General features: G+C 63.0%; 15 protein-coding genes. 9 read left to right on the top strand and 6 right to left on the bottom strand.

The features are described from left to right. Positions 1-39 precede the first annotated feature (39 nt). Positions 40-201 (bottom strand): hypothetical protein, encoded by a 162-nt coding sequence (locus tag HNQ39_RS13230; protein ID WP_184196615.1) that lies wholly within the window; start codon positions 199-201, stop codon positions 40-42. A gap of 279 nt (positions 202-480) precedes the next feature. Here HNQ39_RS13230 and HNQ39_RS13235 point away from each other — a divergent pair, with 279 nt between their 5' ends. Together HNQ39_RS13235 and HNQ39_RS13240 are read left to right on the top strand one after the other, a co-directional pair. Then, positions 481-1,749 (top strand): 1-acyl-sn-glycerol-3-phosphate acyltransferase, encoded by a 1,269-nt coding sequence (locus tag HNQ39_RS13235; RefSeq protein WP_184196618.1) that lies wholly within the window; start codon positions 481-483, stop codon positions 1,747-1,749. 378 nt (positions 1,750-2,127) lie between these two features. Then, positions 2,128-2,505: a hypothetical protein gene (locus HNQ39_RS13240; protein WP_184196621.1), complete on the top strand. Its 378-nt coding sequence runs from the start codon at positions 2,128-2,130 to the stop codon at positions 2,503-2,505. A gap of 113 nt (positions 2,506-2,618) precedes the next feature. On the opposite strand, the gene HNQ39_RS13245 is transcribed toward HNQ39_RS13240, so the two are convergent. After that, positions 2,619-3,203 (bottom strand): Uma2 family endonuclease, encoded by a 585-nt coding sequence (locus HNQ39_RS13245; protein ID WP_184196624.1) that lies wholly within the window; start codon positions 3,201-3,203, stop codon positions 2,619-2,621. Positions 3,204-3,421: 218 nt separating this feature from the next. Between HNQ39_RS13245 and HNQ39_RS13250 the strand changes: the two genes are divergently transcribed. The 4 genes from HNQ39_RS13250 to HNQ39_RS13265 are packed head-to-tail and all read left to right on the top strand — an operon-like array spanning position 3,422 to position 7,218. Further along, positions 3,422-4,426: a thiamine pyrophosphate-dependent enzyme gene (locus HNQ39_RS13250; RefSeq protein WP_184196627.1), complete on the top strand. Its 1,005-nt coding sequence runs from the start codon at positions 3,422-3,424 to the stop codon at positions 4,424-4,426. Beyond that, the gene (locus HNQ39_RS13255; protein ID WP_184196630.1) at positions 4,426-5,442 is read left to right on the top strand and encodes an alpha-ketoacid dehydrogenase subunit beta; all 1,017 of its coding nucleotides are present in this window, start codon (positions 4,426-4,428) and stop codon (positions 5,440-5,442) included. Before HNQ39_RS13250 ends, HNQ39_RS13255 begins: the two co-directional genes overlap by 1 nt. Before the next feature lies 1 nt (position 5,443). After that, a complete protein-coding gene (locus HNQ39_RS13260) occupies positions 5,444-6,823 on the top strand; it encodes a dihydrolipoamide acetyltransferase family protein (protein ID WP_184196633.1) in 1,380 nt (459 codons plus the stop codon). Further along, complete coding sequence (locus tag HNQ39_RS13265; RefSeq protein ID WP_184196636.1) at positions 6,823-7,218, top strand: hypothetical protein; 396 nt, start codon at positions 6,823-6,825, stop codon at positions 7,216-7,218. Before HNQ39_RS13260 ends, HNQ39_RS13265 begins: the two co-directional genes overlap by 1 nt. A 167-nt stretch (positions 7,219-7,385) precedes the next feature. Here HNQ39_RS13265 and groL read toward each other — a convergent pair whose 3' ends face one another. After that, positions 7,386-9,002: a chaperonin GroEL gene (groL, locus tag HNQ39_RS13270; protein WP_184196639.1), complete on the bottom strand. Its 1,617-nt coding sequence runs from the start codon at positions 9,000-9,002 to the stop codon at positions 7,386-7,388. Between the two features lie 18 nt (positions 9,003-9,020). Next, positions 9,021-9,305 (bottom strand): co-chaperone GroES, encoded by a 285-nt coding sequence (locus HNQ39_RS13275; RefSeq protein WP_184196642.1) that lies wholly within the window; start codon positions 9,303-9,305, stop codon positions 9,021-9,023. Between the two features lie 240 nt (positions 9,306-9,545). On the opposite strand from HNQ39_RS13275, the gene HNQ39_RS13280 reads away from it, so the two are divergent. The 3 genes from HNQ39_RS13280 (at position 9,546) to HNQ39_RS13290 (ending at position 13,399) form a co-directional block, all read left to right on the top strand. After that, complete coding sequence (locus tag HNQ39_RS13280; protein WP_184196645.1) at positions 9,546-12,041, top strand: zinc-dependent metalloprotease; 2,496 nt, start codon at positions 9,546-9,548, stop codon at positions 12,039-12,041. A 196-nt stretch (positions 12,042-12,237) separates the two neighbouring features. After that, complete coding sequence (gene rdgB, locus HNQ39_RS13285; RefSeq protein WP_184196648.1) at positions 12,238-12,813, top strand: RdgB/HAM1 family non-canonical purine NTP pyrophosphatase; 576 nt, start codon at positions 12,238-12,240, stop codon at positions 12,811-12,813. Then, complete coding sequence (locus tag HNQ39_RS13290; RefSeq protein WP_184196651.1) at positions 12,797-13,399, top strand: N-acetylmuramoyl-L-alanine amidase; 603 nt, start codon at positions 12,797-12,799, stop codon at positions 13,397-13,399. Before rdgB ends, HNQ39_RS13290 begins: the two co-directional genes overlap by 17 nt. Before the next feature lie 95 nt (positions 13,400-13,494). On the opposite strand, the gene HNQ39_RS13295 is transcribed toward HNQ39_RS13290, so the two are convergent. Next, entirely contained in the window at positions 13,495-14,352 is an 858-nt protein-coding gene (locus HNQ39_RS13295; protein WP_184196654.1) for a PEP-CTERM sorting domain-containing protein, read from the bottom strand. Positions 14,353-14,699: 347 nt separating this feature from the next. Further along, positions 14,700-16,208 carry a DUF4097 family beta strand repeat-containing protein gene (locus tag HNQ39_RS13300; protein WP_184196657.1) on the bottom strand — a complete coding sequence of 503 codons (1,509 nt, stop codon included), beginning with the start codon at positions 16,206-16,208 and terminating at the stop codon, positions 14,700-14,702. Positions 16,209-16,224: the final 16 nt, after the last annotated feature.

A 16,224-nucleotide genomic window follows, 5' to 3' on the forward strand; every position in this document is an offset into this window, starting at 1 on the left:
TTCTTCGCGACGCTGTTTGTCTCTCTGTCTCTGAAGGGGCTACCGTCTGGGGGGACGTAGCCCCCAGCTGAGTATGCTACCTGCCAGCCCCAGGACAAAACCGACCCAGCCAATGTTATAGGGGACGATGTTAAACCAGCTCAAGACGATGAGAACCGTGCCAATTGCCCAGAGATACCAGGCAAGTTTTTGTTTACTCATGAGAGTTGCTCCTCGCGCATTGTACTGCAAAAGTGGCCGGAGCCATGTGTTGCCGGAACCACCAGGGTTCCGGCTTAAGAGGGCGACGGCTGCCTTCGCAGCCAAGAGAGTTTAGTGGCTACGAAGGTCGCCGTCGCCCTCTTAAGCCCAGAGACTTGTTCTCAGGGCCTCAGCGCCCCGACTTTGCGATTTGTATCTCTCGGCTCCCCTACCCCCAAAATAAAGGGAAATTCCTTTTATCTCCCCCAATCTTGGGGGCTGGGGGGCCTATAATAACCCATGTCGTCTGATTCGTCTGAGATCATTGTCCCGGGGCGCGCGGATTTTATCGCGGCCAAGCCAACCCCCTCAGTGATCCGGGTGGCGCAGAGGTACAGCAACGCCATTGTGGGCGTGCTGGGCATCAGTGGTGTGGACTACGACCAAGACGAGCTGGAGCGGTTTCGGGAGCTTGCGGGGGAGCGGGTCTTGCTGACGCCCAACCACCCGACCAACACCGACCCCGCGCTGGTCTTCCATCTCTCCGCACAAGTGAGCCAGAGCTTTCGCTACCTGGCCTGCCGCGAGAGCTTCGACCACTGCCTGGGGCTCTGGGGGCATCTCATCAAGCGGATCGGGGCGCACTCGGTGATCCGGGGGACAGCAGACCGTGCGAGCTTCCGTGCGACCCGTGAGCTGCTCGCCAGCCCCGCCAGCAAGCTGGTGATCTTCCCCGAGGGCGAGGTCTACTCCCAGAACGACACGCTCTTGCCCTTCCACGATGGGGTCTTTCAGCTGGCGTTCTGGGCGCTGGAGGATGCGCGCAAGGACGACGAATCCGCGACGCTCTTTATCCAGCCCGTGGCGCTGAAGTACAAGTTCACCACCGACATGCGCCTGCCGATCCTCTTCTCGCTCAACCGGCTGGAGCACTTCACCGGCTCGCCGATCGCCCACACGGCCAGCACCTACGAGCGCCTGCGGGGAATAGGGTTTGCGATGCTGCGCTCGCTGGAGAGGGAGTACCGCCTGCCGTCGCCCAAGGAAAAAGACGAAGACTTAGAGTCGGACTTTACGCCGCGGCTGGAGGCCATTAAGGAGGCGATCTTGCAGCGGGTCGCCCTTGCCGTCGGCATCCCCGACCCACGCGGCGAGACCCTCCCCGAGCGCATGCGCACCCTGATCCACGCCATTGAGACGGTCACCCGCGACGAGCCCGATCCCGCCACCAAGACCCCCTACGACACCGAGCTACGCCGCCAGCAGCGCGAGCGCGCCCGGCCGCTCCTGCGTGATCTGGACCGCATCGCCAACTGGATCGCGGTCTACGATGGCTACGTAAGAGAGGACCCCACCCCCGAGCGCCTCTTCGATCTGCTCGTCCGCCTAGAGCGAGAGTGCTTTGGGCGCTCCTACCTCACCGGCCCCCGCCGCGCCCGCGTCCGCCTCCCCGAGCCCCTCAACCTCGGCGACCGCCTCGCCGCCTACAGAGCCGCCCGCCGCGCCGAGGTGCGTGCGGTCGCCAAAGAAGCCGAAAAACGCATCTTCACCGAGCTACGGAGCCGCTAGGTGCAGCGGCAAGGGCAGTTGACCCCGCAGCAACCAAACGTCACCCTGCGTCTCCTCTTTTCGGAGAAGGCCCTTGTCCAGCAGCTCTCGGCACAAGAGCCCGAAGCCTCTCTACGTCTCCTGAATGAGGTGCTTCAGCGATCCTTTGTGGTTCCTTGTCTGAAGGTCTTCTTTTCCTGTCTCGCTTGTTTGATGTTTTGGCCGCTCAGTCTGTACCTCCTTCCTAAGGGAACCGACGATTACTTTGTTTGGCAACATTTAGTATTACTTGCGTATTGCTTTTACTGCATTGTCATTTTGATAACAAGCACTGCAGGACTCATCAACGCAAAAAATCAGCGGCTTGAGTGGGTACTGCGTACGCTTCGCGAGAAGCACATGACGGCGCGCGCACCGTGGCCTCAGTCACTTCCGGTGCTTCTTGCCCTGGTGGGGCAAACAGGCTGGTTATACGAAAAAGACCTCCTGCACTGGTGGTGGGGTGAGGCCTATTCCCTTCTTCTCCGCTGGCTTCCTCGATTGGAACCTGGCGAGCTCAGCGCCCCGGAGTGCCGGACCTTGCGCAAGCTCCTGCGCCTCAACCCTCAGTACGAGGACTTGCAGGTGGCGATTCTCCTCGCGCTGGGAACGGCACGGGATGTAAAAGCGCGGCGTGTGGCGATAAAGCTCGTGCGAAGGAGCCCGCATGAGCGTGTGCGAGAGGCGGCGCGGGACTGTCTGCTGGAGCTTGGGATGGGGCGGGGAGCCGGGCATTGAAATACCCGTCTCCGAGCTTGGGGAGCGTCCCGAGGACGCGCAGAGCACACGTATTTTCTGCGTCCCCGGGACGCTCTTGGCCTTGTGCCGGGGATTTCTAATCCCCGCACAGATTAATCGGTAGGTTCTCGGAAGACAATGCGCTCATAGAGCTCGCTGAGGGGGATGCTGACGTGCAGTGCGGGAAGCTCAAGCGTCGTCTCTAGGCCGCGCAGCTCGGTGAGGAGCCAGGTATTGCTCTCTTGGCGCTCGTAGCGCTCGACGAGGGGCTCAGCTTGGGAAATTAAGACGTAGTATTTTAGCGACGCGAGACGGCGGTAGTGGGCGAACTTGGCACCGCGGTCATAGGCTTCCGTGCTGGGGGAGAGAACCTCAAAGAGCGCGATGGGATTGGTGATCGTGTCGAACTGGTCGTCTACAAAGATTGGCTCGTCGCAGATCACCAGGGCATCGGGGTAGGTGTAGAGGCGCGTATCAGGGACACTGAGGCGCAGGTCGTTGAGGTGTGTGGTGCAGGGGCGACCGCGCAGGCCGGTGTGGAGGGCTGCCCCAAGATTGGTGACAATGAGGGTGTGCTCAAAAGAAACTCCAGCCATGGCGTAGAGCTCGCCGTTGATCAGCTCGCTCCGGTGATCGGCGGCGCGTTCAAGGGCGAGATATTCTTCGGGCGTGAAGCGCGGAAGGGGAGCGACGGACATAGCGTGATTGTACCAAACGCCGTGCATGGAAATACCCGACTCCGCGCTGGGGGAGCGTCCCGAGGACGCGGGGAATGCCTTTGCGGGGGATTTCCCATCCCCACACGGATGGGGGGCGGAACTTTCACTATCGTTATAGGGTTATAGTACCGAATATCCGTGGGGTATAATGTGCCGGGCGGAGACTCCGCCCCCTGGCAAGGAGACTGTTTTACAAGATGGCAAAGGGCCAGAAGGCTGCGCTTGACGCGGCCAAGTACCGCCGTTTCTACGAGCAAATGGTGCATATCCGCGAGTTTGAAGAGGAGTGCCTGCGGGCGTTCCAGCGCGGAGGACATGGCATCGGAGGCTACCTGCACCTCTACTCCGGTGAGGAAGCGATTGCTGTAGGCATTATCGGCGCGCTCGACCTCTCGGCAGGAGACTGCCTTATTGGACACTACCGCGACCATGCCTACGCGCTGGCTGTCGGCTCCCCTCCCGGCCCGGTGATGGCGGAGATCTGTGGAAAGTACGACGGCTGCTCAAAAGGCAAGGGCGGCTCGATGCATATCTGCGATGCGGAGCGCGGCTTCTACGGCGGCTACGGAATCGTCGGAGGCAATGTCCCGATCGCACTGGGCCTCGGCTGGGCGCTCAAGTACCGCCAGCAAGCGGGCGTGGCGGTCTGCTTCTTTGGCGATGGTTCCATGAACCAGGGCGCGTTCCACGAGACCCTGAACATGGCGCAGCTCTACAAGGTCCCGGTGCTGTTTGTTCTGGAGAACAACGGCTACGCCATGGGCACCAGTATCGAGCGCTCCCACGCCAACACCGACCTGACCGACCGTGTCAGCAGCTACAACATGAACCGCAAGAAGATCGATGGGCAGAACATTGTCACGGTCTACGAAGAGGTCAGCAAGATTGTCGCGGACATGAAGGCCAACCCCGCGCCGTTCTTCCTGGAGTGCGATACCTACCGCTTCCACGGACACGGTGCCGCCGACGAGGCCAAGCAGACCGTGGTCTACCGCACCAAGGCAGAGATCGAGGCCGCCAAGGCCAACCGCGACCCGATTGCGATCGCGGCGGAGATTCTTCTGGAGGCCGGGGTGATCACCGACGACGATATCGTCCGCATTCATGAGGAGGCGGTTGTCGAGGCCAAGGCCGCGATGAAGTTCTCCGACGACTCCCCGGTGCCGCCCGCCGACGAGCTGCTGAAGGACGTGTACGCATAATGGCAAAACTACGCTACATAGACGCCCTCGCGCTCGCCCTGCGTGAGGAGATGCGCCGCGACCCGAACGTGTTTCTGGTCGGGGAAGAAGTGGGGCAGTACCAGGGAACCCTGGAGCTCTCCAAGGGCTTTCTCGAAGAGTTTGGCAAGACCCGCGTGGTCGATACCCCCATCTCCGAGGTCGGAATTATCGGCCTAGGGATCGGGGCGGCGATGGCGGGACTGCGCCCGGTCTGCGAGATGATGCGCATGGACTTTGCGACGCCCGCCTACGACCAGATTGTCCAGCACGCGGCCAAGATCCGCTACATGTTTGGCGGTCAGTTCCAGGTGCCCATGGTGATCCGTGGCCCCAGTGGTGTCGGGCTCCAGCTCTCGGCGCAGCACTCCCAGGCCATCGAAGTTCTCTTTGCGCATATTCCCGGCCTGAAAGTGGTGGTGCCTGCCACCCCCGCCGATGCCAAGGGCCTCCTGCTCACCGCCATTCGCGACAACAACCCCGTGATGGTCCTAGAGTCGCTGCGCATGTACTTCATGAAGCCCGATGACCTAGAGGCGATCCAGCCGGGTCTCTCGGAGGTCCCCGACGATCCTGACTTCTCCGTGCCGCTGGGGCAGGCCAATGTGCTGCGCGAGGGGAAAGATGTCACGATCGTGGCCTACTCCTGGATGGTGATCCAGGCGCTCAAGGCTGCCAATGAGCTGGCAAAAGAGGGCATCTCTGCCGAGGTGATCGACCTGCGTACCCTCCTGCCTCTGGACATGAACACGGTGCTGGCCTCGATCAAGAAGACCCACCGCGCCGTGGTCGTGCAGGAGCAGTGGCCGCTCTACGGCTGTGCGGCGGAGATCTCCGCCCAGATCGGGGAGCGCGCCTTCTACGACCTCGACTCGCCCGTGATGCGTGTGACCGGCGCGTTTGTGCCGATGCCCTACGCCAAGAACCTGGAGAACCTCGCCTTCCCCACGGAAGTCGATATCATTGCGGCGGCAAAACGCACCCTCGGAGGCAAGTAAGATGGCAGCGATCATCATGCCCAAGATGGGCGATGCAATGGAGGCGGGCGTCATTGTCCAGTTCCTCAAAAAAGTCGGCGACACGGTCGTAGCAGACGATGCGGTGTTCGAGATCGAGACCGATAAGTCCAATGTCGAGGTGCCCGCCGGAGAAGCAGGCGTTGTCCATGCGATCCTCGCCGCCCCCGGCTCCGAGGTCAAGGTCGGTGATCCGGTCGTGATTATCGGCCAGGGCGCACCACCCGCAAATGTCGCACCACCTCCCCCCGCCGCTGAGACGGCGACCGGGGTGCCCTCTGGGCCCGGCTCCGCGAAGGGGGAGGCCCCCGCACCTGCCCCCCTTCGCGAAGCCGGAGGGGGTGGCGAGCCCCAGCGAGCCGGGGGAGGTCCCATTGTCGTGGTAACGGACCCCGCCAAGCCCTATGGCGATAGCTTTGTCGGTGGCCTCCCTGAGGGGCTCGGTGGCTCGGCATCCGTGCTGAGCGACCCCATTGAGCTGGAAGTGGCCCCCCCCGCCCCCGATAACGGGGGAGCCAGTGAGCGGGTGAAGGCCTCTCCGCTGGCCCGTGCGATTGCGGCTGCCAAGGGTGTCAACCTGGCGAGCATCAGCGCGGCAGGGACGATCACCGCGGCGGATGTGGAAGCGGCGGCGAAGGGAGCCCCCTCCGCCCCCACGAGTGGGGGAGCCATTGCCGATGAGGTCGAGGTGCAGTCCTACAATGGGATGCGCAAGACCATCGCGCGGCGCCTCACGGAGAGCAAGCAGCAGATCCCGCACTTCTATGTCACGGTCGAGGTGGACATGGAAGCGCTCCTCTCCCTGCGCGAGCAGGTGAACGCAGCGGGCGGCGCGGTGAAGGTCTCGGTCAACGACTGTCTGCTCAAGGCGGTCTCCGTCGCGCTGCTGGCCGCGCCCAATGTCAACTCCAAGTTCGACGACAACAAGCGCCTGGTGAGCAAGAACCACCATATCGGCTTTGGAGTCGCGCTGGAGGATGGCTTGATTGTTCCCGTGGTGCGCAATGTCCAGGCCCTGAGCCTGCGCCAGGTCGCTGCGGCGAGCAAGCCGCTGATCGAGAAGGCACGCGCCGGAAAGCTCCAGCCCGCGGACTACACGGGCGGAACCTTCACGATCTCCAACCTGGGAGCGGTCGCCGAGGTCGAGAACTTCGCCGCGATCGTGAATCCGGGCGAGGCCGCGATCCTGGCTGTCTCCAGCACGCGGACGGTTGCAGCCGTGGTGAACGGGCAGCTCGTGCCGCGCAAGCGCATGAAGGTGACCCTCTCCGCCGACCACCGGGTGGTCGACGGTGCCGATGGCGCGGCGTTCCTCGGGGCGCTGAAGAAGGCCATCGAGAACCCGCTGGAGCTGCTCCTGTAATGCACAAGGCACTCACCAACAAGCCGGTCTTCGACTCCGAGAAGACCCTCTGGCGGATGCGGGAGTGGAAAACACTCCCCACTCCGCCGGGGATGGATCGTATCGTCGTGGAGTGGTGCGTGACGTACGGCCCGAAGGTCTTTATCTACCACCCGGTCAAGCGCATCCTGGGCTTCGACACCTGTGAGGGCTACGGTGATGGGACGTCGGACGAGCGCTGGGCGGACTTGCTGGAGTTTGAGTATGTCCCGCAGGTCGTGAAGGCGCTCGAAGGCGCGGGCTACCGCGTGCAGACCATCTGCGCCGACCAGCGCCCCGTCCAGGCGATGCGGCAGCGCCGCCGGGACACCGAAAAGCTCGCCGCCTCGCGCGGTGCGCACCACGGACACCACTAACCGGCTCGGCTAAAATATAAAACGCCTCGCGTCTTTTTGGAGACGCGGGGCGTTTTTGCGTTTATGGGGTTCGAGGTGGCTGCATACGCAAAGAAAACGCCCCGCACTCAAAAGAGCACGGGGCTTTCCTTACGGATTCCCCCATTCATGGGGGCTAGGGGGCTTCCCTAGTGATCGTGGTGGTGATCGCCGCCACCGGCTGCCGGGGGCTCGGGCTTCTCAGCGACGACCGACTCGGTGGTGAGGATCATGCTGGCGATAGACGCCGCATTGGCCAGGGCGGAGCGGCTGACCTTGACGGGGTCGATGACGCCGAAGCCGATCATGTCGCCGTACTCCTCGGTCAGGGCGTTGAAGCCATGGCCCTTGGTCAGGCCCTTCACCTTGTTGACCACGACAGAGCCTTCCAGCCCCGCGTTGGCCGCGATAGTGCGTAGCGGGGACTCCAGGGCCTTGCGGACAATGTCCACACCGACCTGCTCGTCCTTGTCATCCACCACGACGTTGTCCAGAGCGGCGATGACATTGATGAAGGCGACGCCTCCACCGGGGACGATGCCCTCCTCGACAGCCGCGCGGGTCGCGGAGAGAGCGTCCTCGTAGCGGTGCTTCTTCTCTTTGAGCTCGGTCTCGGTCGAAGCGCCGACCTGGATCACGGCGACGCCACCCGCCAGCTTTGCGAGGCGCTCCTGGAGCTTCTCTTTGTCGTAGCTGGAGTCGGAGAGGTCGATCTGCTTGCGGATCTGGTTGATACGGCCCTTGACCGCATCGGAGTCCCCGTTGCCCTCGACAATGGTGGTGTTGTCCTTGGTGATGACAACCTTCTTGGCCTGGCCAAGCATGTCCAGGGTCGCGCTCTCCAGCTTGATGCCCAGGTCCTCGGTGATGAACTTACCACCGGTGAGGATCGCCATGTCCTCCATCATTGCCTTGCGGCGGTCGCCAAAGCCAGGAGCCTTGACCGCGACCACGTTCAGGATGCCACGGATCTTATTGACCACCATGGTAGCCAGTGCATCGCCATCGAGGTCCTCGGCGACAATCACCAGCGGGCGGCGGGTCTGCATGACCTGCTCCAGCACGGGGACGAGGTCGGCGGCGGCGCTGATCTTCTTCTCGTAGAAGAGGATAAAGGCGTTGTCGAAGATGCCTTCCATGCGCTCGGTGTCGGTGACAAAGTAGGGGGAGATGTAGCCCTTGTCGAACTGCATACCCTCGACGACCTCAAGCGTGGTCTCGCGGCCCTTGGACTCCTCGACCGTAATGACGCCGTCCTTGCCGACCTTGTCCAGCGCGTCGGCGATAATCGCACCGATCTCTTTGTCGTTGTTGCCCGAGATCGCCGCAACCTGCGCGACCGCATCGCCATCGACCGGGATCGCGTTGGCCTTGAGCGCCTCGACCGCAACCTCAACCGCCTTGTCGATCCCCTTCTTCACGGAGAGGGGAGCGCCACCCGCGGCCACGTAGCGAAGGCCCTCGTTGACGATCGACTGCGCCAGAACGGTCGCGGTCGTCGTGCCGTCACCGGCGATATCGTTGGTCTTGCTGGCGACTTCCTTCACGAGCTGAGCGCCCATGTTCTCGAACTTGTCTTCCAGCTCGATCTCTTTGGCGACCGTCACGCCGTCCTTGGTGATTGTCGGGGAGCCCCACTTCTTCTCGATCACCACGTTGCGTCCACGCGGTCCCAGGGTCACCTTGACCGCATTGGCGACCGCATTGGCCCCACGCTCAAGCGCGCGGCGTGCCGCCTCATCAAAAAGCAGTTCCTTACTTGCCATAGTGTTTTCTTCCGTTTCTTACTTAATCGCGTAGATCTGATCCTCTGCGAGGATGATCACTGTCTCACCGTTCAGCTTGAACTCGGTGCCACCGTACTTGCTGTAGACAACCAGGTCGCCTACCTTGACGGTGAGCGCATGGCGCTCGCCATTGTCGAGTACGCGGCCGTTGCCTGCCGCAATCACAGTGCCTTCGGTCGGCTTGGTCTTTGCCGTGTCGGGGAGCAGGATTCCGCCCGCCGACTTGTCGTCGGACTCCGACGGCTTGACCACGACCTTATCGCCCAGGGGTCGAATTGTCATTGTTGTTCTTTCACTCCAAAATTAGCAGTCTTGGCTTCAGAGTGCCAACGGAAATTATACCCAGCGCTACAAAAAAGTCAAGAGATTTTCGGAACTTTCCGAACCGAAAACCCACCTGGGACAGGTCTGAAATTTAATGGGTGTATAATTTTTTAATCAATTGCGATTATAATAGGGCGGCGGTTCTGGGCCGCGCCGAACGTTACCTATCTTAATCCTCTCTCAGGAGCATGAACCATCGTGTCTAATCGTCTGTGTGCCGCCGCTGCGGCGCTCGCTCTGATTCTCCCCTCCGCCGTGCTGGCGCAGGACCGTCCTACACAGCCTCCCGCAGGCACACGCCCACAAGGAGGGCCACCTCCGGGAATGGGGGCACCCCCTAGCGCTCCTGGCAAGCCGAAGCCCTTCGCCGAGGTCATCACCAAGGAAGCCAAGTCGTCGCGGATGGGGCTCTTCCGCACCCACACGGTCGGGGACAAGTACTACTTCGAGATCCCCAAGGCCGCCCTGGGCAAGGAGATCATGTGGGTCACGACCATGGAGCGCTCCTCCAGCTTCTACGGCTTTGGCCAGACCGAGGTGCAGGACCGCGTGGTGCGCTTTGAGAAGCGCGACGACAAGATCCTGATGCGGGGAATCAGCTACAGCATGCGCGCCGACGACTCCCACGGCGATGTGAAGCGGGCGCTGGAGAAGGGCAATATCGAGCCCATTCTTGCGGTCTACACAGTCGCGGCCTACGGCGACGGCGAGTCGATGGTGATCGATGCCTCGCCGCTGATCTACTCGCCGCTGTTTGGGGGGGGCTTTGACCCCAGCCGGAGCTTCATCGAGAGCCTGAAGGCCTTCCCGCAGAATGTCCTGATCAAGGTCATGGGCACCCGTGCGGGCGGCGGCGCTCCCAGCCCCTTCCCCGGCCTGCCCATTGCCTCCTCGGGCGGCGGCGGCTCCGAGACCGTGGTGATCAACCACAATATCGTCCTGCTCCCCGAGAAGCCGATGATGCCCCGCCTCTTTGATAGCCGCGTCGGCTGGTTCTCGTCGAGCTACCAAGAGCTGGGTGGGCCTGCCAACAAGGTCAAGGATGTCACCCTGATCCACCGCTGGCGCCTGGAGAAGAAGGACCCGACCGCCAAGCTCTCCGAGCCGGTCAAGCCCATCACCTACTACCTCGGGAGCGAGATTCCCGCCAAGTGGAAGCCCTACATCAAGCGGGGGATTGAGTACTGGAACGCTCCGTTTGAGAAGGCGGGCTTCAAGAACGCCGTGGTCTGCCGGGACATTCCCACCAAGGAAGAGGACCCGGAGTTCGATGAGGAAGATATCCGCTACACCGTTGTCCACTGGCTGCCGTCGGGGGTGGAGAACGCCTACGGCCCGCACCTCTCGGACCCACGCACCGGGGAGATTCTTAACGGGAGCCCCAAGATCTTCCACAATGTCCTGAGCCTGGCGCAGAACTGGTACTTTGTGCAGGCCGGCCACTCCGATCCCCGCGCTCGCAAGATGCCCCTCCCCGATGACCTCACCGGCCAGCTCCTGGGCTATGTGGTCACCCACGAGGTCGGGCACACCCTGGGCTTCCCCCACAACATGAAGGCGAGCTCGTCGGTGCCGGTCAAGAACCTGCGCGACCCGAAGTGGACCTCCGAGTGGGGCACGACTCCCTCGATCATGGACTACGCCCGCAACAACTACGTGGCCCAGCCCGAGGATAAAGTGACCCAGCTCATGCCCAAGATCGGGGTCTACGATCACTTTGCGGTGGAGTGGGGCTACTCGGTCTTCCCCGGTGCCAAGACCCCCGAGGACGAAAAACCGTTCCTCAACGCGATTGCCAACCGTCAGCTCACCAACCCCATGCTGCGCTTTGGGAACCCGTCGGGCGACGATCCCGGGCGGCAGATGGAGGACCTCAGCGCCGATGGTGTTGAGGCGACCCGTCTTGGGATGAAGAACCTGGAGCGCATTCTCGGCTGGCTCCCCGCCGCGGTCGCCAAGCCCGGTGAGGACTTCTCCGAGCTGGACTCGATGTACAACGAGGTCCTGGGCCAGCGCTCGCTGGAGCTCGGGCATGTCCTGACGATCGTGGGCGGGGTCACCGAGACCGAGTACCATGTCGGCCAGAGCAGCAACCCCAACTACACGCCCATCCCCAAGGCGCGGCAGAAGGCGGCGGTTCAGCTCTTCAACGACCTGGTCTTCAAGACGAGCCCCCTGCTGGTTCGCCCTGAGATCACGGGCAAGACCAGCGCGACCGGAACCGTGGATCGGGTTCAGGGGGAGCAGCGGCGCTTTATCGGGGGGCTCCTCTCCGATAGCCGGCTGAACCGCCTGGTGGAGTTTGAGGTGACCGCTCCCACGACAGCCTACACCGTGAGCGAGCTCCTGACCGACATGACCAATGGGATCTTCAGTGAGTTTGGCTCGGCCAAGGGGACGCCGGACCTCTACCGCCGCAACGTCCAGCGTGTCTACCTCGATGCGCTGATCGCCAAGCTCGATCCACCTGCAGCGCCCACCCTGCCCGCTGGGCTTCCCCAGGGTGCGGGACGGCGCCGTGGGGCCAGCACCGGTCCGCTCTCGGGTGAGGCCAAGGTGCAGATCCGGGGCGCTCTAGCAGATATCCAGGCGCTCCTGACCTCGGCCAAGGGCCGCGCGACCGATCGGGCTGTCAAGCTCCACATCACCGACTCGCTGAAGGCGATCGATGAGGCTTTGAACCCGAAGAAGTAGCGGTGGTCCGGTTAGATCGCCCCGGTTGGAGCGGGGCGTCTATCTGTCCTCGTGCCTCGGACACAAAGGGCTGCACCCATCCCGATCCGCGTTAACGCGGGTATGGCCGGAGGCCTTCGTGTCGGAGCTTGCGACGACAGCAAGACGCCCCCGTTTATGGGGGCGATCCAACCGGGGGGACACGATAAAATAGCGCATGCAGATTATTCTTGCCACGCGCAATGCTCACAAGGTCGAGGAGATGCAGCAGCTTCTCCCCGACCTTGTGCTTTTACCCCTCCCCGACGATGCCCCCGATCCCGAAGAGACCGGGGCGACCTTTTTAGAGAACGCGCGCATCAAGGCGCTCTCGGCCGCGCAGCACACGGGGCTGCCCGCTCTCGCCGACGATAGCGGGATCTGTATCGATGCGCTGGACGGTGCGCCCGGTGTCCACTCCGCCCGCTGGGTGGCCGAAGAGAACTGGATTCCCACGGTCCTGGAGAAGCTCGCGGGCAAGGTGGACGACGAGCGGAGCGCACGCTATGTCTGTGTCCTGAGCCTGATGACCCCCGATGGGAGCATTGTCGCGGAGGCGGAGGGGACCTTTGAGGGGCGCATCGCCGATGGCCCCCGCGGGACCAATGGTTTTGGCTACGACCCGATCTTTCTGGTCCCGCCTGACTACGCACAGACAGTGGGGGAGATCAGCGCGGAGGAGAAACACGCCCGCAGCCACCGCGGGGTCGCGGCACGGGCACTGAAGGAGGCGCTCCGTGAAGATCTGCATTGATCCGGGCCATCCGTCGGAGGTGGGCGAGGGGACCCGCGGCAAGAAGCTCACTGAGATTCGTGCGGGCTGGCTGGTGGCAAAGCGGCTGGAGGCACTCCTGAAGGCAGCGGGCCACGACGTGACCCTAACCAAGTCCCGCGAGAAGGAGTTTGTCAAGAACCGAAAGCGTGCCGAGATCGCCAATGCGTTCCAGGCCGATCTGCATGTCCGCCTGCACTGCGACTCGGAGGGGGGGACGGGCTTCTGGACCTACTACCCCGACCGCCCGGGCACCGACTCCACCGGCAAGCGTGGGCCGTCGCCCGAGGTGATCGCCGCGTGCAAGCAGCTCGCCCCCAAGTTCCACGCCGCCCTCGCCGCCGGGCTCAAGGGCGCTCTTCGGGACAACGGCTGCCTCCCCGATATCCGCACGGCCGTGGGGAGCAAGCAGGGTGCGCTCACCGGCTCGATCTGGTCGCAGGTGCCGGTGGTCTTGGTGGAGATGTGTGTCCTGACCCACGCCAGCGACGAAGCCTTCCTCCTCTCCGACGCGGGCCAGGAGCGCATGGCAAAGGCACTGGCGGCGGGGGTTGCGGCGGCGCTGTGAACCCACCCTGGCCCTCCCTTGCTGCAAGGGAGGGTGGCTCGAAGTGAGGGACGAACGAAGAGCCGGGTGGGTTTGGGCCGGGGCTGATGACCCGCTTACTTGCGTCGGCGCCGCGCGACCAGCGCGACTAGGCCGAGGGCACCAAGGGCCAGGGTTCCGGGCTCGGGGACGCTCTGGCCGCCCACGACATCTTGGCCGCGGCGGTTGCCATTGGCATCGACCGTGTTGGCCACCTTAAAGAGCTGCGCCTGGTAGCCGCTGATATCCTTGCCGCTGTTGATCGTCTCCTTGGTGTAGGTCAGGTACTTGTTGGCGCTGTCGATCACCTCTTGGCGGTTCACCGAGCCGTCGGCGTAGCTGAGCTGGAAGTTAAAGAGCCCCTTGCTCAGGTCGAGGCCAAGGCCGGCTTTGTTGGAGTCGAAGTCATTGACAATCTCCCAGAACGCCACCTGGAGCCCGACTTGCTCACCTAGCGTGTTGGCGACCAGGTTATTGCTGGGATCGGCGGCGTTGCGGTTGCCGAAGTTGTGGTAGAGCAGGGCGAGCGAGTCGGCGGCCTTGGGGTCCGACGGGGTCTTGAAGGGCTGGGAGAAGTCCTTGGTGGTGGAGACCGTGCTGGTGGCGCCATTGACCAGCCAGGCGGTCGGCTCGACACAGAGCGTGTAGAACCAGTCGCTACGGCTCGTGTCAAAGACGGTCTGACCGGCCTTGCCGTACTGCGTCTTCATCAGGCCCGCGCCGCCCTTGACCGTCTCCATCTGCGTGCCGTTCCAGGTCTGAAACGTGATCCCGGACATCAGCCCGCCGCTGGTGGAGCCCATGTTGGCCGAGCCTTGGTTGACAAAGGTGCTCAGGTCAAAGAGCAGGGGGCCCTGGGACTGCGCAAAGGCGCTCGTGGCGATCAGGGCAGTGGTGCTGGCGAGCAGGGAGCGAAAAAGAGTGACGGTTTTCATGAGTTCTTCCTAGAGTGGTGTCTTGCTTTCCTACCCTGCAAGATTTAGGCCATTGAGTAAGTAGGATGCAAAAAACTTTAAATTTTTATTCGCCTAATGGAATTAGGCGTCTGCAGTAGCCTTCGGCTGCAAAGCCCGTTCCGGGCTGGGGAACCGACTCGGTAGCCCGGAACGGGCTTTGCGGCGGAACGCCATTGCAGACGCTGGTTTCTAACCGGCGGCGGAGCGATTCCTGAAAATGGCTCACTTCTAGAAGATTTTCGGTTGTTCTTAATGTACGAAGCACCGCCAGAATGACAGGTTTTCCTCTGTCGTCCTGGCGGTGCCTGGTGGGACTTGGGCGGGAACTAGCCCTCGCTCTGCTCGATCTTGAGGTCGCCGCTCACCGACGAGAGCACGATCATGGCACCGGTTCCCTCGCCAATCGACTCGCTGACAATGGCCATCCCGGAGCTGCGGAGCTCGCGCAGGGTGCCATCGGTGCCCCGGATCTTACCGCGGAGCTCGCCGCTACGGGTGCGGCCTTCGAGCACGGCGTTGGTCTTGTACGGCAGGGTGAGAACCATATCCCCACTCACCCCTGAGACCACGAGCTTGCCCTGGGTCAGAGCGCCCTTGGGTGCTAGGTTGAGGTTGCCCGAGACCGCGTTGAGGGTCGTCTCCTGGAAAGAGCACTCTAGGATCGTCGCGTCCCCGGAGACTGTCTGGAGGTTGAGGGTCGTGCCGGTCACGCCTTGGAGGTGGGCATCGCCCGAGACCACCGAGACCGAGACCGTGGGGATGAGCGCCTCGCTGAGCTGGATATCGCCACTCTGGCTCTCGGCCTTGAAGCTGGCACCATCGAGGCGGATGGCCTGGATATCTCCCGACGCGGTGTGTGCGCTGACGGCTCCGACCACTCCCTCGATCCCGATATCGCCCGATGTCGTCTCCGCCGCGACATCGCCGAAGATCTCGGCCAGGTGGATATCGCCGGACTGCGTGGCGGTGACCGCGGCGGCCTTGATGCCTCGCACGGAGAGATCGCCGGCGGGAGAGAGCAGGGAGACCTTAACCCCCTCGGCGGGCACGAATACCTTCAGGTTCAGCTCCACACGCCGCGCCTTGACCGTGCTCGTGACCGTGATGGCGCTGGTGCTGTCGGTGGTCTCGGTGGAGAGCTGGATCGCATCGGCGACGGCTTGCGCCTCTTCCGGGGTGGCGGCCCAGATGCGGAGCGTCCCGGCGGCCCGTGCCTCGGTGACATCGCTGCCCTGGACCGAGATGCTCCCCAGCGGGTTCTTGATCCGTAGGGTTGTCCCTGTGGCGACCGGGAGGGTGACCTCGTAGGCCTGCTCCAGGGTGGGGTCTCCCTGGAAGCCCTGCGCGATATCGGAGAGGTTGATGTCGATACTGCCGATAGACTCGGTCACTTGCTTGCCCAGCTTGCGTGCCTGCTTGGCGGCGTTGGAGGCGAAGCGTCCGGCATCGAAGTCACGAAACGCCCCGGCGATATTCTTGGCACCGGGCAGGCCCTTGAGCGCTTGGTTGAGAGCGCCGATCGGGTCGGGGGACTTCTTGGCCTCCTCGATCTGCTCCTCGGCGGCAGCGAGCTGCTGGTCCATCCCCGCTACTTTTTCACGAGCGGCGGCGATCTTTGCCCGGGCCTTTGCGAGGGTCTCGGTCTCAAAGTCGTCTGTCCCCCCCGCCCCCACAGGTGGAGGAGCTGTCTCGGGTAGGGGGGGCGCAGCGGGGGGCGAGACCGGGGCGGGCTCTTCGGGCTTTTCCATCGCCGCCAGCAGCTGCGAGGCTTCGTCGGCGGTGATCTTGCCTTCTTGCAAGAGCTGTAGGATCTTGAGGTTCTCTTCTTTGGACATGGTTTTCTTCTTTCTG

Origin of the sequence: Armatimonas rosea, assembly GCF_014202505.1 — a bacterium.
Lineage (GTDB): Bacteria > Armatimonadota > Armatimonadia > Armatimonadales > Armatimonadaceae > Armatimonas > Armatimonas rosea.